The sequence below is a fragment of the Priestia endophytica genome (assembly GCF_026790145.1).
GTDB lineage: Bacteria > Bacillota > Bacilli > Bacillales > Bacillaceae_H > Bacillus_I > Bacillus_I endophytica_A.
The window spans coordinates 27883-46917 of sequence record NZ_JALAMS010000015.1; the positions used below are offsets into that span (position 1 = coordinate 27883).

Sequence of the window (19035 nt, forward strand, 5' to 3'; positions counted from 1 at the left end):
TCTTCGTACGTGTAAGAAAAGGATTGTGTTTTGCTCCTTTATTAGAGCAAGGAAAAAGACCACTTTCTTCAAGTGATCAAAAGAATTAAAAAGTTGCATCCCTCTAATTTGCGATATAAGGGAAAGCCAATTACTCACTTTCCCTTTCTTTCACACTTTCAAACAGCTTTTCTTATGTCCTTGTTCCTTTTGTTACGGTAAATGATTTAGCTCACAATTTCAACTTCTGTGTGCATTTCAATGCCTTCTTTTTCTTTTATTGTCTTTTGAATATACTTGATAAGATCAACAACATCCTGTGCTGTTGCACTTCCTGTATTCACAATAAAGTTCGCATGAAGGTCACTTACTTTTGCTCCACCAATCTCATATCCTTTTAAGCCATTCTTTTCAATGAGCTCTCCTGCATAGTTTGGAAGCGGATTTCTGAAAATACTTCCTGCACAGGGAAAATTCCATGGCTGCGTTTCTTTACGATAGTCTTTGTTCTTTTGAATTTTTTCAACAATTGCCTCGCGATTTCCTTCTTCAAGAGATAATACAGCCTCGATACAAATACCAGGACGTTCATTTTGAAGAATAGAGTGGCGATATGAAAACTGAAGTTCATCGTTTGTTAACCATTCAATTGTTCCATCTTCAAATAAAACAAGCGCTTTTTCCAGTATCTTGGACATATCAGAACCGTGGGCTCCTGCATTCATGTAGACAGCTCCGCCCACAGAGCCTGGAATTCCCGCAGCAAACTCGAGCCCTGTAAGCCCTTTACGACTTAGCTGTGTTGCAAGTGCAACAATGGAGTATCCTCCTCCAACTTTTACCTTTGTTCCCTCAACTGTAAGATCGCTAATATCTCGACCAAGCTTAATAACTGCTCCTTTAATTCCTTCATCAGACACAAGCAAGTTAGAGCCGCGACCAATTGCTCGCCATGGAATGTTATGTTTCTTAATAAGAGTCATTGCTTTCTCAAGACCTTGAACGCTATTTGGCTCAATAAAGAGCTCCGCAGGGCCGCCAATTTTAAGCGTTGTATGATGTGCGAGAGGCTCATGCTGAAGCACTTTTCCTACATTATTTTCTTTTAGTTCTTGCACTAACCGTTCCATAGAATCCTCCTACGTTTATCTAGCTATATACGTCCACTTTATTATATGTGGGTATTGACCTAATAGTGATTTTGACCATTTTATTAAAGGTGACAAAAGTTATTTTGTCAAGTTCTTCAAAAGCTCATAAAGAACAGTTGCTGCATTTGGCATACCTAACTTTTTCGATGCAGCTCTCATATCTTTCAGCTTTTGCTCATTAAGTAAAATTTTATCAATGGACTCAAGCAAGCGTTCACCTGTTAAATCAGCTTCTAAGCAAAGCGTTGCTGCATCATTGTCGCTTAGTGCACGTGCATTTTTTTCCTGATGGTTATTTGTTACATACGGACTTGGGACTAAAATGCTCGGAAGCCCTAACGCGGTAATTTCTGAAAGAGTTGTTGCTCCTGCTCTCGCTACGATCAAATCAACACCAGAAAGGACTTCTGGCATGTTATGTAAGAAAGGCTTAACAATAACATTTCCTTGCGCTCCCGCTTCTTCAAGCTGCTTCACAACTCGCTCATAGTGCACATCACCTGTCACATATAAAAATTCGTACGGTTTTTGACCCGCTTCCTTTATAACGCTTAACAGCGCATCATTAATTGGGCGAGCCCCTCGGCTTCCTCCCACAATAAGTACACTTTTCTTAGTTAAGCTAAGACCAACATCTTTTTTTCCTTTTACTCCGTCCTGATTAAGTACTTCAGAAGCACGGGGATTTCCTGTCATAACCACTTTTTCACTAGGGAAAAAAGCTTCTGCCTGTTCAAAGCATACAGCTACTTTATCTACATATTTGCTTAAAAACTTATTTGTTAAACCTGGAACGCTGTTTTGTTCATGAATAACGGTTGGAACCCCAAGCTTTGAAGCAGCGTAAACAACAGGGCCACACACGTATCCTCCTGTTCCAATTACAACATCTGGTTTAAATTCTTTAATATACTTTTTACTTTTAGATACACCCTTTAAAAAGCGGGCTACTGTTTTTACGTTATCAAAAGATAGCTTTCTCTTAAACCCTGAAATTTCAATTGCTCGAAAAGGAATACCTGCTCTTTTCACAATATCGCTTTCAAGTCCTTTTTCTGAGCCTATATATAAGACTTCTGTATTAGTTTCTTGTTTTTGAATTTCTCTAATAAGGGCTAAAGCCGGGTAAATATGACCACCCGTTCCGCCTCCACTTACGATTACTTTCATATCTTTCACCTCATCTGCACAACTTTTTAAATCATACCATAAAATTATATTACATAGATGATATGAAATTTACGTTTTTTAAACATTTTCTCTTCTATTATTGCATGAAATTTCTATTACAGAGACATTCCTAACTATTTTACCAAAAATAATAAGAAATAGAAAAAAAGAACTGCTACAATTGTAGCAGTTCTTTTTTAGTAACGAGAATGTCGACTAACGTTTAGCAGCACTCCAACAGCTGCTAGCATAAGTGTTAAGGAAGATCCTCCATAGCTTAAAAACGGTAGCGTAATCCCTGTGACAGGGATTAAATTTGTTACAACTCCAATATTAATCATTACTTGTATAGCAACCATTGAAATAACCCCAATAGCTAGAAAACTACCGTACAAGTCAGGAGCTCCAAGCGCTATCCTTACTCCTCTCCATAGAAGGAGAGCAAACAGGATGAGCACAATCGAGCCTCCAATGAAACCAAGCTCTTCTGCTAAGATAGCAAAAATGAAATCTGTTTGAGGTTCTGGCAAGTAAAAGAACTTTTGTCGACTTTGTCCAAGTCCCATTCCAAGCAAGCCTCCTGGCCCGATGGCATAGAGTGATTGAATAACCTGAAATCCACTTCCTAGCGGATCTTCCCAAGGATCAAGGAAAGACGTAATTCGCTTGATACGATAAGGTGCAGAGGCGACAAGAGCAACAAAGCCTGCTACCCCAACAAGTCCTAAATACGCAAAATGACTAATTCGGGCTCCCGCTACAAAAATCATCACAATACATGTTCCAACCATTACTGTTCCAGTTCCTAAGTCAGGCTGAAGCATAATGATACCAAATGCTAGAAAGACGAGCCCGAGTGAAGGCATTAGTCCTTTCTTAAAAGAAGTGATCTTCTTTTGATTATCTGCTAGATATTTGGAAAGAAACGCAATCATCGCAAGCTTCATGAACTCTGAAGGCTGAATGGAAAAAGCTCCAACGCCAATCCAGCTTGTAGAGCCGTTTCGCGTCATCCCTACTCCAGGAACGAGAACAAGTACAAGAAGCACAAAGCAAATGATAATAAGGGATTTTGACCATTTCCGCCATGTCCAGTAATCAATGTTCATAATAACAAACATGGCACATACCCCAAGCCCTGCAAACAATAGCTGTCTCTTAGCAAAAAAGAACGAATCATCAAACTTGTACGAAGCCCATACAGCACTTGCACTGTACACCATAATGAGTCCAATTGTAAGCAATGAAAGAGTTAATACAATTAAAATGAAATCTGGCGTTGTTTTTTTAGTTGACAATGTAGCACACCTCTGACTACAAGAATTCAGAGCTTCTTCCTAAGGTGTGAACAGTTTTTGAGACAAGCTCCTATTTTAGCTTATGCACGCAATTAATAAACATGTCACCGCGCTCTTCAAAAGTTTTAAACTGATCCCAACTTGCGCATGCAGGTGATAAAAGAATAACGTCTCCTTCTTCTGACAGTTTATATGCTGCTGCAACAGCCTTCTCTACATTATCGACACGTTTGATTGTTTGTATTCCCACATTTTTTGCAGTCTCTTCAAGCTTTGGTGCTGTTTCTCCAAATGTGACAAGCGTTTTTACACATGAGAGCGCCTCTTCTAAATCTTCAAATCCATTTCCACGATCAAGACCGCCAGCTAATAAAATGACGTTCTCTTTAAAACCAGAAAGTGCTGCCTTTGTTGCTAAAATATTCGTTGCTTTTGAATCATTATAAAACGCTCGGCCATCAATATTTGTAACGTACTGCATTCGATGTTTAACACCTGTAAATGTTTTCAAAACACTAACAATCGCTTCTGTGCTTGCTCCGTAAAGCTTGCATGTAGCAATCGCCGCTAAAACATTTTCAATATTGTGCTCTCCTTTTAATAAAACATCATCCCAGCTAATAATTTCCTCTTTTTGGAACATCAGTTTATTTCCTGATAAATAAGCTCCCTCTTTCAGCTCTTTATGACGTGAAAAAGGTACAACTTTTGATTTGATACTCCCGAGATTAGCAAAAATGACAGGGTCATCAGCATTGATAACTGCATAATCTTCTTCATCTTGATGGCTAAATAAATTAAACTTCGCTTCAACATATTCCTCTTTTGAAGAATGATAGTCTAAATGAGCATCAAAAATGTTTAATAATACAGCTATCTTAGGTTTGTATTCTCGTATTCCCATAAGCTGAAAAGATGACAGCTCTGTAACAATAACTTGGTCTTTTTCTGCTTTAGCTCCAACTTCACAAGAAACCGTTCCAATGTTGCCTGCAATAAGGGGTTCTTTTTGGGCTGCTGCTAAAATCTCATAGATGAGAGTTGTTGTCGTTGTTTTTCCATTGCTTCCCGTAATTCCGATAATTGGAGCTTCCGACAACTCATAGCTTAACTCAACTTCTGTAATAACAGGAATCTCTCTTTTTAAAGCTTCTTGGAGAAAAGGAATGCGATATGGAATTCCAGGATTTTTCACAACCATATAAGCATTATCTAAAAGGGATAGAGGGTGCTCTCCAAATACAGAAGAGATCCCCTCTTTTTCTAGTTCTCTTTTTACTTCTTCTTCTGGTTCTGTACGGTCTGTTACCGTTACATTAGCTCCAAGTCTATGTAGAAGTTTAGAAGCGGCTAGCCCACTTTTGGCTAATCCTAAAATAACCACATTTTGATTTTCATATGTTTTGATTGTTTTCACTTAAATCCACACCTCAATATAAATGCCTAAAATCGCAAATAGTAAACCAACTGTCCAGAACGTCATAACAACGCGCCATTCGCTCCACCCGCTAAGCTCATAGTGGTGATGAAGCGGACTCATTTTAAAGATGCGTCGTCCTGTTGTTTTAAATGAAATAACTTGAATAATAACAGATAGCGTCTCAATAACAAATACGCCTCCGATAATAATGAGCAGAATTTCAGCGTTAATTAAAATAGCAATTGTAGCAATAGCTCCTCCAAGCGCTAGTGAACCTGTATCTCCCATAAACACTTTTGCTGGATAAGCGTTAAAAACTAAGAAGCCAAGTAAAGCTCCAACAACAGCTACAGAGAAAATAGCTACGTTAAACTGCCCTGCATACCAAGAAAGCACAGCAAAAGCTCCAAATGCAATCGCTCCTGTTCCAGATACAAGACCGTCAAGCCCGTCTGTTAAGTTTACGGCATTTGAAAACCCAACAAGCCAAATAATTAGAAAGATAACATAGAAAATACCAAGCTCGATTTCTACATCTGTACCCGGAATATTAACCGCTGTTGATAGATTAGCTGAACGCGCTACAATGTAAAAAATAACGGAAATAACAATTTGTCCAAGCAGTTTCTGCTTTGACGTTAATCCTAAGTTACGCTTTAGGACCACTTTAATAAAGTCATCTAAAAAACCTAATAAACCAAATCCAATTGTTACAAATAGAAGTAAGAATGTTTCAACTGTTGGTTCTAGATAAATATTTGTCATCACAAGTGTTGTGATCACGATGGAAAGTAAAATCATAATTCCGCCCATCGTTGGCGTTCCAGCTTTTTTCTGGTGTGATTTTGGTCCCTCATCACGAATGCTTTGGCCAAACTTCAAACGCCTTAAAAACGGAATGAAGAAAGGGGAACAAACCGCCGTTACTAAAAACCCCACCAAAATTGTTACTAATATCAATTGCTCAAACACGTGATTTCCTCCTCTTAACATCAAAAAACAGATCTAGGGTTTATGCCTGCTTCGTTTTGCTTTCAATAGATTCTAGTGCAACTTTGCGATCATCAAAGTCATTAACAGTTCCACCGATAATTTGATACGTTTCATGACCTTTACCAGCAATTACGATAACATCTTTAGCCTGCGCTTTGTTGATCGCGTACTGAATTGCTTCACGACGGTCTTCAATTGTTGTAAAGTTTTCTTCTGTGAGCTCTGCTGTCATATCGTTTAGAATCTCTTTTGGATCTTCACTTCTCGGATTGTCAGAAGTAAAGATTGCTTCTGTACTATATGACACAGCCACATTGGCCATGATTGGACGTTTGGTTTTATCTCGGTCTCCACCACACCCAACAATAACATATATATTTTGCTCGGCAAATTGTTTGACCGTTTTTAACACATTTTCTAAACTATCTGGTGTATGAGCATAATCGACAATAACTGTATAGTCTTGTCCTCCATTGACAACTTCAAAACGACCGTCAACGCCTTTTACTTTAGAAAGAGCTGCTACAATTGTTTCTAAATCTACATTAAGCGCAAATGCAGCCGATGCTGCAGCTAAAATATTATAAATGCTAAACTCACCAATTAAATTAACGTGCATTGTCTTATTTCCAAGAGGCGTCACAAGCTCAAATGTTGTTCCGCTACTTGTCATTTCAATATTGCGAGCCATAATGTCGCTTTCTGCGTGAATACCATACGTTAGTAGAAAAGCAGTTGTCATTTTTGCATATAGTTTTGATGAAGCATCATCAGCATTTAGGACAGCATATTTAGGAGACGTTTCCTCAAATCGGTTTCCAAGCTGAGAGAAAAGAAGACCTTTCGCATAGCGATACTCTTCCATTGTATGATGATAATCAAGGTGATCTTGCGTTAAATTCGTAAATACAGCTACATCGTAATCACAACCGTGAACACGTCCTAAATCAAGCGCATGTGATGAAACTTCCATTGCTGCAACTTCGACATTTTCATCAACCATCTTGCTGAAAATACCTTGTAGGGCAAGCGATTCAGGAGTTGTGTTTTGAACAGGATAAACTTCGGAACCAATTCTTGTTTCAATTGTGCCAATAACACCTGTTTTTTGTTTTTTCTCTTGAAAAATAGCTTCTAATAAATGCGTTACGGTTGTTTTTCCATTTGTTCCTGTTACGCCAATAAGCTTTAACTTTTCAGTTGGTTGTCCGTAAAAAAAGTTGGCAAGCAAAGCCATAACTCGTCTTGTGTCTTTAACAATCACAACTGGAATATCAACATCTAGCTCATGTTCTGCTACAAGAGCTACTGCACCTTTTTCAACTGCTGTTTTGGCATAGTCATGTCCGTCAACCGTATACCCTTTCACACAGAAGAACAAGGAGCCTTCTTCAACTTCTCGGCTATCCATCTTAAGAGAAGTAATCTCTGGATTTTCGTTACTTGTAACGTTGAACTGCCACTTTGGCAAAACGTTAATTAATTCTGTTAGTTTCATTGTATTCAAACCTTCCTTTACCTAAACCATTGTTGTACCATTTTATGTCCACAAACTCAATATAAGGGTTAGTTGCATCATTCCTCTTCCCATTTTACAGAAAAATAAGCCACGGGGGAATTCCCCAAGGCTTATTTCTTGAAATAATTTCATTTCCAAATCCGCTAAGCATACGCTAACCTTTATAAAATTGCCCGTAGAGTTTATTTTTCTCCTAAATAAATTCTAACCGTAGACCCTGCTTTAAGTTTTGTTCCAGCTTTTGGAGACTGTTTCACAACAACATCTCCATTTCCACTTGCATCTATTTTTAAATCAACAAGCTGCTCTCGTAAGTCTTTTTTATCTAGGCCTACTAAATCTGGTGTTTCAATCATTGGTGTTTCAAGCCATGTTAGTTCTTTTTCAATTTGATCTTTACGCGGTTTAACTCCCATTGCTCGCAAGCTATCTTCCATAATGTTTCCGACAATCGGAGCTGCTACTACTCCTCCAAACTGTACGGTTCCTTTTGGATTATCAACAGCTACATATACAACAAGCTCCGGGTCATCCGCAGGAGCTACGCCGATAAAAGAAACAATATGATTGTTTTCTAGATATTTTCCATCTTTTACTTTTTGCGCTGTTCCTGTTTTTCCTCCAACTCGATACCCTTCTACATATGCACCTTTACCGGACCCTTTTGCAACGACGCTTTCAAGTGCATAGCGTATTTGCTCAGACGTTTTCTCTGAAATAACTTTACGCTTCGCTTCAGGTGCCTGCTTTTTCACGACTTTTCCTGTAACAGGATCTGTCCATTCTTTGGCAATATGTGGCGTATAAAGAGTACCACCATTCACTGCAGCAGAAACAGCTGCAACTTGTTGAATAGGTGTTACAGATACACCTTGACCAAATGCTGTTGTTGCTTGTTCAACAGGACCAACGCGGTCAAGATTAAATAAAATCCCTTTACTCTCTCCCTGTAGATCAATTCCTGTTTTTTGTCCAAAGCCAAAGTCTTTAATATAATCAAAAAGCTTCTCTTTGCCGAGACGTTCTCCAAGCTCTACAAAACCTGGGTTACAGGAATTTTGTACAACTTCTAAAAATGTTTGTTCACCATGTCCGCCTCTCTTCCAACAGTGAAGAGTTGAGCCTCCTACTTCAATTGATCCATCATCAACAAACGTATCTTTAGCAAGATCTACTTTTTTCTCCTCAAGAGCAGCAGCTAGCGTAATAATTTTAAATGTGGATCCTGGCTCATAAGCGCTCCAAACCGGTAAATTTCGATTGTACACATCAGCAGGTACATTTTTAAAATTTGTTGGATCAAAATCCGGTCTGCTTGACATGCCTAGAATCTCTCCATTTTTGGGATTCATTGCAATCGCAATCATCCCATCAGGATTGTATTTAGAATCAGCAAGGTCAAGTTCTCTTTCTAAAATAGTTTGTACTTTTGTATCAATTGTCAGCTTTAAATTCAGTCCATCTACAGGGGCCGTATAGTCATCTGCAATATTAGGCATTCTTTTACCTTTTGCATCAGAGTAAAATTCAACTGCTCCTTTTTCCCCGCTAAGCTGCTTGTCATAATATGCTTCAAGACCTGTTAGCCCTTGGTTATCAATTCCTGCAAACCCTAATACGTGAGATAAATAGCTTCCAAATGGATAATAACGAATAGAATCTTCCGCAATATAAACTCCTTTTAATCCAAGCGCGCGTATTTCTTTTGCTTTTTCATGAGAGATTTTACGCCCTTCTGGATTAATTCGTTCACTTGCTGCTTTCTTTGTAACATGCTTGTATGCTTTTTCTTTTGACATATTAAGTACAGCAGCAAGCTTTTCTGCAGTTTCTACAGGATCTTCAATTTGTCTCGGAACAATTAAAACAGAAGGGGCACTTTTATTTGTTGCAAGCTCTACTCCATTTCGGTCTTGAATTTCGCCACGTTTTGGCTCAAACGGAATGTTTCGGCTCCACAAACTTTTGGCTTGCTCTGTTAATGTGTCTCCTAATACAAACTGAACGTATCCTAAGCGAACGTTAATAATCGAAAAGATAAGAATCCCGACAAAAAGGACGATTAACAGTCGCTTTCGAACGGTAACTCCAGACACGCGCATATTACGTTTCCTCCCCTACGTTTAAGCTCGTTCTCTACTATATGCTTGTACTTTCTCATATAGAACGAACAGAGGAGGCCTATTCACAAGCAAAAGTTCCCACAAATAAGAATTAAACGCTCTTACTTGTGAGAACATTAGATTTACTGAAAACCGTAATCTTTTAATCTATTAATCAAGCGGTGCGTTGCTGTCACTTGATTCTTCTTGTTCTTCATTACTATCTTCTCGCTTCTCTTCAGCTGCTTTCTTTGCTGAGTGAAGTTCCACGCTTAAAAGACTTTTATTTTCCAATGAGGCACCTTTTTCAATACTTTGACTGCCTTTTGCTACATATCCGTGACCGCTAACAGCTGTTTTTAAATTAAGCAGCTCGCTAATTTCGAGCACATCACGGTAAGAAAATCCGGTTAAATCAGGCATTGTTGGTGAACCATCTGTTTGTAGGAAAACCTTGTTTCCATAAATGATTCTTGAACCCGGAGCAGGCTGCTGCTCTGCAATTGTTTCCCCGTTCCCAATAATAACTGGAGATAGCCCTTTTCCTGTTAATTCTTTCTTTGCTTCCTCAACAGAAGAACCAACATATGAATCTAGCGTGTTTCCATACTTTGTTTCACTAGATTTTGTTTTCTCTTTTTCTTCTTCACTAGGTTTCACCTGTAAATACTGCAAACTTTTTTGCATTGTCGGATTGAACACTTCAGCAACTGGCTTTCCACCTGTTTCATATGCTTTCAAATGAGGCTGCTTAACAGCAACGTACATCACTAATTCAGGATCATCTGCTGGAGCCATTCCCATAAATGAAAACGTATAGTTTTCACGGCCTGTCAGATACTTACCGTCCTCTCCTGCAATTTGTGCTGTTCCTGTCTTCCCTGCTACTTCATATCCATCAATGTCATAAGCAGCACCTGTTCCATGCTCGCCTGTAACAACTGTACGAAGCAGTTTACGTACTTCTTTTGCAGACTCAGCAGAGATTGGTTTACTTACTACTTCCGGTTGTGTTTCTGAAATCACTTTATCTTTTTGAGAATCAACCACTTTTTTCACAACGTACGGCTTCATCATTTTTCCGTCATTGGCAACTGCCGTTACAGCTTGGATTTGTTGAATAGCTGTAATAGCTGAGCCTTGTCCAAATGCTGTTGTAACTTGTTCAAGCGGTTTATTGTACACAAATTTACTTCCCACTTCGCCAGGGATATTAATTCCTGTCTTTTTATCAAGACCAAATTTCTTAAAGTATTCCATGAGTCGATCAGGACCGATTTTCTCTATTGCAAGCTTTGCGAAAGCGACATTTGAAGAACGCTGCACTCCTTCGTTATATGTGATAGGCCCCCAGCCAACACCATTGTTATGGTCGCCAATTTTACTGCCACCTACTTTATAACTTCCCGATTCATACAGCTCATCTCCGTTGTATACGCCTGCATCAACAGCTGCTGAGAGGGTGAAAATCTTCATTGTTGAGCCAGGCTCAAACCGAGAGCTTATAGCACTGTTTCCAAAGTTCTGGATGTTCCGCTGATTTGGATTAAATCCAGGTCTATTTGACATAGCCAAAATCTCGCCTGTTTTAGGATTTGCTACAATCCCAATAATACTTGATGGTTCATACTCTTTTTGCACTTCGCTCATTGACTCTTCCAAAAAGACTTGAATTTTTTGGTCAATTGTTAAATACACATCTTTTCCTTGCTTAGGTGCAACAATGGATTCTTTTGGATTAGGAAGCTTTAAGCCCGTAGAATCACTTTCATACGTCATATAGCCATCCTTTTCTGTTAAAGCGTCGTTAAACTGCTTTTCAATCCCCATCATTCCAACAGTTTCACCTTTATCATTTTTTTGAGCATATCCAATGATATGAGAAGCAAACTCCCCATTTGGATAGAAGCGTTTAGAACTCTCTTTAAATCCAATTCCAGGTAGATTTAACTTTTCAATCTTTGCTCGAAGCTCATGATTAATGTTACGTCCGCCTGGGCCAAGTTCAACTTGAAACGCTCCTTTTCTCGTTAAGAGCGAAAGCAGCTTGTCTTCTTTCATATCAAGAAGAGGGGCAAGCTTTTCTGCTGTTTTTTCTGGATCTTTGACATGGTCTTCATAATCTTTTTCCAAAATAGCAATCACGGTATACGCTGTTGTATCTTCGGCAACAGCAGTACCATTTCGATCGTAAATTGTGCCGCGATGAGCTTCAATTGTACTTTTATGCGTATGAGCTTTCTCAGCTCGTGAAGCTAAAAGCTGACCGTTTGCTTTTCCTGTGACTTCGATATAAAAAAAGCGACCAGCTAACACAAAAAAGAGCGAACCAAATATTAAAATTAATATCGCTGCTCCTTTTCGTATTGATCGATTGTTTTGTTTCGACATTACTTCTCACTCACAACTTTCACATTGTCTGCATTCATTTCTAAGCCGAGTTTTTTAGCTTTTTCTAAAATGCGATCATATTGACTAAGCTCTTTTACTTGATCATTTAAATCCATATTTACTGTTTTTTGAGCTTTTACTTTTTCTTCTACTTTTTGCACATTCGCATTTGCTTCATATAGAGCAGCTTGATTCGAAATAAACTGAATCGAGCCGAACAGCATAAACCCACAAAACGTTACATAAATAAGCTTTTCACCTAAAGGAAGACGTACTTTTTTCTTTTTTGTTACATGTTTAATTTCGTGCTGGACAACTTTTTTTTCTTTTTCTTTTAATTTATACGCTAAGTTATTCAATGCAACCCCTCCCTTTTTTATCGCACCTTCTTATTCTTTTGCTTTCTCAGCTATACGTAGCTTAGCAGAGCGTGCACGATTGTTTTCATTAAGCTCTTCTTCACTCGGAAGAATTGGTTTTCTTGTAATCAGCTTTAATGCTGGCTCATATTCTTTCGGAATGATAGGCAATCCATGAGGCAAGTCTGGTAAAGAACTTTTTTCTTTGAACATTGCTTTACAAATGCGGTCTTCTAATGAGTGGAACGTGATAACACTAATACGTCCGCCTTTTCTCACAACATCAATTGCTTGTTCAAGCGCCATTTCAAAAACACCTAGCTCATCGTTGACAGCAATTCGAATAGCTTGAAACACCCGTTTTGCTGGATGTCCGCCTTTTCTACGAGCTGGAGCTGGGATTCCTTCTTTAATTAGTTCTACAAGCTCACTTGTTGTTTCAATTTTTTTCGTTTCTCGATAACTTTCAATTTTTCGTGCAATTTGCTTAGAAAACTTTTCTTCTCCATATTGGAAGAAAATTTTCACAAGCCTTTCATACGGCCATTCATTTACAACGTCAAATGCACTTAGCTTTGATTGTTGATCCATTCGCATATCTAGCGGAGCGTCATGATGATAGCTGAATCCTCTTTCAGGGGTATCAAGCTGTGGGGACGAAACGCCTAAATCAAATAAAACTCCATCAACTTTTGTAACGCCAAGTTCTGCAAGCTTTTCTTTTAAAAAGCGAAAGTTACTTTTCACAAACGTTACTTTTCCTTCATAAGGAGCTAGCTTTTCTTTTGCATTTTCTAATGCTACATCGTCTTGGTCAAAGGCAATAAGATGACCTTCTGATGATAGCTGTTGTAAAATATATTCACTGTGTCCTGCTCCACCAAGGGTACAGTCCACATAAATGCCGTCGGGTTTAATATGTAATCCCTCTGCTGCTTCTTCTAATAAAACTGTCTTATGTTTGAACATGCTAGCACCTACTTTTTGTTCCCTAAACTATTACACCCTCTAATTTAGGATGCTTTTTTTATTATATATTAAATTACTTGTTTTTTTTAGCTTTTTCTACAAACTATCGACGAATTTTGTCAATTTATTATGTCATTGTAAAACATGAAAAAAAACATCCAATTACTCCCACAGTTTGAAGGCTAAAAAAACGCTTTCTGTTGCATTATAATGTTCACATTTTACGCTTGAAAAGTCCTGATGTGTTTTTCTTTTGAAATTGTTCTTCTTTATTAGTATCTCCGACTTGATTTCTTTCTTACAAACAAAAAAATGTTTTTTTTATAAAATGTTTTTCTTTATAATTTTAATTCTATTTGGTCAAAAAAAAATCCTGCTAGTGGCAGGATTTTCTTATAAATAAATAATTTTCAATTTATGATCAAACTCGACAGAACAGCTTACAAGTTCGTCTACAAATGTAAAACCATATTTATTTATGTAGTAAAAAACGTTCCAAATTCTTTCCTGTGGCGCATTTTGTGGGACTAGAGCATTTTCAATCGAAAGATATTTATTCCAAGTCGCACTATGTCTTTTCAAGTGATCTTTCTCCATAATTTGGCTAATAGAGGATATTTGTCTCATAATAAGCTGTCGATTTTTATGAAGTAGATCTACATAATTTTTATTTTCTTGCAATACTTTATCACGAAATAATGAATGGACTTTTTCTACTTCTTCTTCTAAATATTCAATATGAGAAAGATATGCTCCTTGCCCACTCTCTTTTAGCCATTCATCTCTACGTACAGAAACGTTGCCAGAGAAAACGTCTTCTAACGATAAATCTAATTTTTCCATATCTCTCGCAATGCCACGTTCAATAAATGCGTAGGAGAGTCTTGGAACAACAGGAGGCATCTTCATATCAAAAGTACCAAAAACATCCCCAAGTTCAGCCCAATAAGCTACTTCCCCTGGTCCCGCGATAAAAGCAAGCGTTGGGAACAAATATTCTTGCATAAGAGGACGAGTTACTACATTATTGCTTAAAAGTTCGGGTTTCACTTCAGCAATCGTTAAAAGCTCATCTTCTGAAAGTTTAATGCTTCCATTTTTCCCGTAAAATTTTGCTCCATTTCTTTGGAGCAATACGCGACGTCCATCTTCTGAATAAAAAATATGGGCATTAGCTATGTCTGTTTCAATGGCATTTTTATAGCGATGGCGAAGTTTCACCTGCGTTTCTTCAAGGGCTTCACTAATTTCAGCATTCTTTTTAATAAGTTGTGTGAAGAAATCAGCTTCAATTTTTCTTAAAGATGATGAACCTGAGTCAATTAAAATGAGGCCATGTTTGCTGAATAACTTTGTGATGAGGAGAGCAAAGAAGTCAACGTACGTTGTCGCACTTTGCAAACAGGTTTCAACAAACGATAGTGCTTTTTTAGAATACTCTTTTTCGCCGAATGCTTGAAAAGCTTCCTTCACCCACTTTTGGAGGGTTTCTTTATGAAGTACTGCCTCAGAAGCCATTTTCTGTTCTCCATCTTTGTAGACGTGTTTTTTCATCCCATTTTCTTCTACAAAAATATGGTTAATCTCAGCAATATCATGATCTTCTCCTGCAATCCAAAAGACAGGGAGAACGCGCGAACCTAGCTTTTCCTCCTGCTCTTTTGCTAATTTAAGAATAGAAACAATTTTATTTATCGTATAAAGCGGACCTGTTAAGAGACCTGCTTGCTGTCCGCCGACAACAACCGTTGTTTCCGCGTTTTTTAAAGTCTCAATGCTTGCTAGTGTTTCTTTACAGGCACCTAAATGTTCGTTATATGAAAGCAAATGATTTACTAATGCCTCTCTTGGTAACGAGCGAAGCATTAAGTCCTCTTTTCGCTCTTTATAAACGTTTGGAGATAAAACATCATAATGAAAATATTCTCCAATAAAAGAATCTCCATTCACATAATCGTTCATAAGTGGATTAAGAGGTTTTCCCGCATAATCTATAAGTTCCATTGATGAACTTCCTTTCTGTACTCGAATTCACACTTCTCATTATCAATGCTATGCGTTCATTCGTCTAGTAAATAGCCTCAGCTAAATATTTTGAAGACGACTAAAAATCCCATATATAAAAAGAGCTAAATGTGCAATAAAAAAAAGAAGAAAGCTCACTCTCCAAAATCCTTTTAAAATTCTTTTAAATTGGACGTCTTTCGTCTTCTTCCACTGTAGCAATGTTGTGAGAGCTGCAATAGTTAAAAGGATGAGTAAAATAAGCCATAAATATGAGCCTTCCCAAATAACGGCAGATAGGCAGTATACAGAGAAAATAAGGATAACGGTTGTAATATCAATTGATAGATGAAAAGCTCTTCGATTGCTTCCCAAAACTTTGCGAAGCACAGCATAAAACAGAATAAACGCCACTAAAGGAAGCGTTATAAGCGTTGCTAAAATCGCTGAAAAGATGCTTCCCATCCTTAACTCTCCCCCTTTGCTAATCCTTTTATAGAAGCGTATAAAAATGATAAGAGAGGCGTCTCGATTTTCTTTCTCTCCGCTTCTTCCAACACGTAACCAACGATTGCATCAATCTCTGTTATACCTCTATTTTGCAAGTCTTGAAGCATGGAAGAACGGTTATCTTTGGTGTTTTTGCAGATTGTTAATACATTTTCAAAAGTACTTTCCACATCTTTTAACTCTAACACATTATGTACTTCATTAAGTAAAGCTCTCATATTTTGAAGAAAGTAGAGATTTTCTAAGAGAACTCCATTTTTTACTTTATAAAGAGCTGTTAAGGGGTTAACGAGTATATTTATAACAAGTTTCCCAAGAAGCATTTCCTTCCAATCATGTTCATAAACAAATGGAAATCGTTTGTCATATCTCAAAAGCGAAGAAAGGAATGTTTTCTCCCCTCTCCATACACTTACTTTTGTTTTTCCCTCTCCTTTGTGATGAACGGTATTTTCATTAAGCCGCAATGCTCCATGCTCAACAACTCCTAGAAAAACATTTTCAGCTGTTAATTTATCAAGCATTTTTAAGTGATTCATACCATTTTGAATAAAGAGCAGAGGACGGCATGTAGCCTTTAAAATGGGCATAATTGAAGAGAGCTGATATTCCTTTAACGTTACTATAGCGAGATGACCTTCATCCACATAAGAAGAGATTGGTTTTACTTTTGGAAAAAAGCGAAGAGAAGCTTCTTTATAAACTAAAATCCCCTTTTGCTTAATAGCATTTGCTTGTTCTTCTGTTTTAGTGTATAAAGTAACATCCCATTGTTCTGATAAATACCCTGCATATAATAATCCAAGGCTTCCCCCACCAATTACGTCTAGTTTCTCCATTTTGCTCTCCTTCTATCATTTTTCCTTTAAAAGTCTTTTCTCTCTTGTATTGTACCAACAGAAGGAAAGAAAAAAAAGAGCTGAAGAGGGGCAAAAATCTCATTTTTATTCTTCTCCTAATATTATCATGTGCTCTCTTCACCCTCCTTAAGAACATTTCCTAAGCATTGTACGAGCAATTTTCTAATAATTTAGTATATAATAAAAACAAGGGGTTCTTTATTACTTCTACAAGGGGGATTTTTTATGTATAACAAAGATGTAAAGAGGCTAAAAATCAACTACAAGACGCTCGAAGAATTTAAGAAATTTAAAGAATACGGCATACAAGAGCTCTCCATGTTAGAAGATTTACAAGCAAACATCTCAGAAAATGAAATAGAGTCACCTTTCTTTGGAATTTATTTAGGAGATAGTTTAGTCGCACGTATGAGTTTATACAAGCGAGGAAAGAAATATGATCAATACTTTGAACCTTCTCAAGAATATCTTGAAATATGGAAACTTGAGACGCTGAAAGACTATCAACAACAAGGATATGGAAGAGCTCTTATCGAATTTGCCAAATCGTTTAACTTACCTATTAAAACAAGTCCACGTGTTAAGTCAAGTGAATTCTGGAACAAGATGGGATTCACTCCTGTAAAATACGATATGGATCGAGACTTAGGCGAGAATCCACTTGTGTGGCATCCTGCTGGTGTTTCTCAAAAAGCTTAACAACCTTATAAATAAAAAAGACAAGAAGGGATTTCCCTTCTTGTCTTTTACTTCACTTCTTCCACTTTTTCCTTTACAGTTGAGTCACTTAAAACAACTCTTTTTGCTCTTTCCATAATTTCAATAAGCGCTTTATAGTCATCTCTTACAACAATTAAATTTGTTTGTAGCATTTGTTTTTCCTGCTCCAACCTGTTTACTTTCTTTTCTAACTCTTTTATTTTCAAACTAAGCTTTTTATTTTCTTCTGCAGTTTCCAAAGAACCACCATTTCCATTTTTAAGATTCTGCAGATAGCTAATAATCTCATCAAGCGTTAACGTTTTAACCCCTGTTCCTTCCTCAGAAGCATTTTGTACAAAAATCGGTGCTGGAACAGCTGAAGACTTAAATTCTTTTCGCTGTTTTTTAGCACTTTCAATTCCTGTTTTATATTGCTTGCGAACATAGGAATTCCAACGAAATCCGCAAGCAGCTGATGTTCTTGATAGCTTTCTTCCTACTTCTTCAAAAGCGGCTAGCTGTGTCCCACCTTCTCTAATATGGCGAAGGACTACTTCCGCCAACAATAAATCTTCATCACTAGTCCATGCATCCTGCCTTGTTGATGTCATCTTTAATCCCCCCTATTCTGTTTACTATATACGTATGCAGCTAATAGGGAAGATAGACTAGAAGAAATACATGATTGTTTTTTTAAACTCTTCTTTTTCAAGACAAATAAAAAAACAGTGCAAAAATGCACTGTTTTTTTATTATTTTGCTACTTCTTTTCCTTTGTATGTTCCACAAGCTTTACATACGCGGTGTGCAAGCTTCATGTCGCCACAATTTGGGCATTCTACCATACCAGGAACTTGTAGTTTGAAATGCGTACGACGAGTTCTTTTCTTCATTTTAGAAGTTCTTCTAAAAGGTACAGCCATTCTTCCCACCTCCTTAAAAGGATTTACATCATATGAAGGCCGGTTAAGCCGGATCTTCTTAAAGGTTGTTAGTCTTTCTTGTCTTTAAAATAATCCTGAAGAACAGAGAGACGTGGATCTACTTTTTGTTCTTGATCTTCCTCTGTAATAACCTGCCAATCGTGACCAGACTGAGGGGCAGCCCCTTCTGGATTCTGTTCGTCACTAAAAACTTGGATAGGCACTTGAAGGACGATAAGTTCTTCCACTACCGGCTGTAAATCAACGATATCTTGTTCAATGTAATGAACATCTTCTCCTGTTTCTTCATCTGTTGACGTTAAAATAAAGGTTTCATCCGTTTCAATGTCAAATTCATAAGGAACATCAACAAGTGTTCTCGCACAAGGCAAGATAAGTTCCCCTTGTATTCTTAAATGAAAGGTAACATGTGTTGAGAAAATGTCTCCTCTTCCCGTAATATGAACAGGAGAAATATCACGAATCTCTCCATCTCGTTTTACGATGTCAGACAAATCTACTTTCTCATCTATATTTAAACCTTTACTTTGTAATTTACGCAGTTGGTGCACTGACCATTTCAACGTTATCACCTCAAAGCAACAAAAGTAATTATAGCCTTCACAAAGCTATTTGTCAATATTTTTTCTTTACACTATAATGTTGGTAATCGTTATCGTATATC

General features: G+C 37.5%; 17 protein-coding genes. 1 reads left to right on the top strand and 16 read right to left on the bottom strand.

What is annotated here, in order from left to right; all coding sequences use genetic code 11:
- Nucleotides 1-206: 206 nt before the first annotated feature.
- The 13 genes from murB to MOC86_RS12105 all read right to left on the bottom strand — a co-directional run bounded on the left by murB (nt 207) and on the right by MOC86_RS12105 (nt 16704).
- Nucleotides 207-1109 carry a UDP-N-acetylmuramate dehydrogenase gene (gene murB / locus MOC86_RS12045; RefSeq protein WP_243518060.1) on the bottom strand — a complete coding sequence of 301 codons (903 nt, stop codon included), beginning with the start codon at nt 1107-1109 and terminating at the stop codon, nt 207-209.
- Nucleotides 1110-1208: 99 nt separating this feature from the next.
- Entirely contained in the window at nt 1209-2300 is a 1092-nt protein-coding gene (murG, locus tag MOC86_RS12050; protein WP_268584434.1) for an undecaprenyldiphospho-muramoylpentapeptide beta-N-acetylglucosaminyltransferase, read from the bottom strand.
- A 197-nt stretch (nt 2301-2497) separates the two neighbouring features.
- Nucleotides 2498-3598, bottom strand: coding sequence for a stage V sporulation protein E (gene spoVE, locus MOC86_RS12055; protein WP_040056699.1), 1101 nt, complete (start codon nt 3596-3598; stop codon nt 2498-2500).
- A 70-nt stretch (nt 3599-3668) separates the two neighbouring features.
- Nucleotides 3669-5015, bottom strand: a complete 1347-nt coding sequence (gene murD, locus MOC86_RS12060) for a UDP-N-acetylmuramoyl-L-alanine--D-glutamate ligase (RefSeq protein WP_268584435.1) — start codon at nt 5013-5015, stop codon at nt 3669-3671.
- Complete coding sequence (gene mraY, locus MOC86_RS12065; RefSeq protein WP_268584436.1) at nt 5016-5990, bottom strand: phospho-N-acetylmuramoyl-pentapeptide-transferase; 975 nt, start codon at nt 5988-5990, stop codon at nt 5016-5018. It abuts the gene before it with no gap.
- A 40-nt stretch (nt 5991-6030) separates the two neighbouring features.
- Nucleotides 6031-7509 (bottom strand): UDP-N-acetylmuramoyl-L-alanyl-D-glutamate--2,6-diaminopimelate ligase, encoded by a 1479-nt coding sequence (locus MOC86_RS12070; protein ID WP_243518054.1) that lies wholly within the window; start codon nt 7507-7509, stop codon nt 6031-6033.
- A gap of 203 nt (nt 7510-7712) precedes the next feature.
- Nucleotides 7713-9632 (bottom strand): stage V sporulation protein D, encoded by a 1920-nt coding sequence (locus MOC86_RS12075; protein ID WP_268584437.1) that lies wholly within the window; start codon nt 9630-9632, stop codon nt 7713-7715.
- A 171-nt stretch (nt 9633-9803) separates the two neighbouring features.
- On the bottom strand, nt 9804-12023 hold the full coding sequence (locus MOC86_RS12080) for a penicillin-binding protein (protein ID WP_268584438.1): 2220 nt from the start codon (nt 12021-12023) through the stop codon (nt 9804-9806).
- Nucleotides 12023-12382, bottom strand: a complete 360-nt coding sequence (gene ftsL / locus MOC86_RS12085) for a cell division protein FtsL (RefSeq protein ID WP_243518047.1) — start codon at nt 12380-12382, stop codon at nt 12023-12025. The genes MOC86_RS12080 and ftsL overlap by 1 nt, the downstream gene beginning before the upstream one ends.
- A gap of 30 nt (nt 12383-12412) precedes the next feature.
- On the bottom strand, nt 12413-13351 hold the full coding sequence (rsmH, locus tag MOC86_RS12090; RefSeq protein WP_268584439.1) for a 16S rRNA (cytosine(1402)-N(4))-methyltransferase RsmH: 939 nt from the start codon (nt 13349-13351) through the stop codon (nt 12413-12415).
- Between the two features lie 393 nt (nt 13352-13744).
- Nucleotides 13745-15355, bottom strand: a complete 1611-nt coding sequence (gene bshC, locus MOC86_RS12095; RefSeq protein WP_268584440.1) for a bacillithiol biosynthesis cysteine-adding enzyme BshC — start codon at nt 15353-15355, stop codon at nt 13745-13747.
- Between the two features lie 81 nt (nt 15356-15436).
- A complete protein-coding gene (locus MOC86_RS12100; RefSeq protein ID WP_268584441.1) occupies nt 15437-15820 on the bottom strand; it encodes a DUF3397 domain-containing protein in 384 nt (127 codons plus the stop codon).
- 2 nt (nt 15821-15822) lie between these two features.
- Entirely contained in the window at nt 15823-16704 is an 882-nt protein-coding gene (locus MOC86_RS12105; RefSeq protein ID WP_268584442.1) for a 2-dehydropantoate 2-reductase, read from the bottom strand.
- Nucleotides 16705-16950: 246 nt separating this feature from the next.
- Here MOC86_RS12105 and MOC86_RS12110 point away from each other — a divergent pair, with 246 nt between their 5' ends.
- The gene (locus tag MOC86_RS12110; RefSeq protein WP_268584443.1) at nt 16951-17424 is read left to right on the top strand and encodes an N-acetyltransferase; all 474 of its coding nucleotides are present in this window, start codon (nt 16951-16953) and stop codon (nt 17422-17424) included.
- Nucleotides 17425-17471: 47 nt separating this feature from the next.
- Here MOC86_RS12110 and MOC86_RS12115 read toward each other — a convergent pair whose 3' ends face one another.
- From MOC86_RS12115 to MOC86_RS12125, 3 genes are all read right to left on the bottom strand, one after another.
- The gene (locus tag MOC86_RS12115) at nt 17472-18038 is read right to left on the bottom strand and encodes an RsfA family transcriptional regulator (protein ID WP_243518037.1); all 567 of its coding nucleotides are present in this window, start codon (nt 18036-18038) and stop codon (nt 17472-17474) included.
- Between the two features lie 141 nt (nt 18039-18179).
- The gene (gene rpmF, locus MOC86_RS12120; protein WP_019391714.1) at nt 18180-18350 is read right to left on the bottom strand and encodes a 50S ribosomal protein L32; all 171 of its coding nucleotides are present in this window, start codon (nt 18348-18350) and stop codon (nt 18180-18182) included.
- Between the two features lie 68 nt (nt 18351-18418).
- Nucleotides 18419-18934, bottom strand: a complete 516-nt coding sequence (locus MOC86_RS12125) for a YceD family protein (protein ID WP_019391713.1) — start codon at nt 18932-18934, stop codon at nt 18419-18421.
- Nucleotides 18935-19035: the final 101 nt, after the last annotated feature.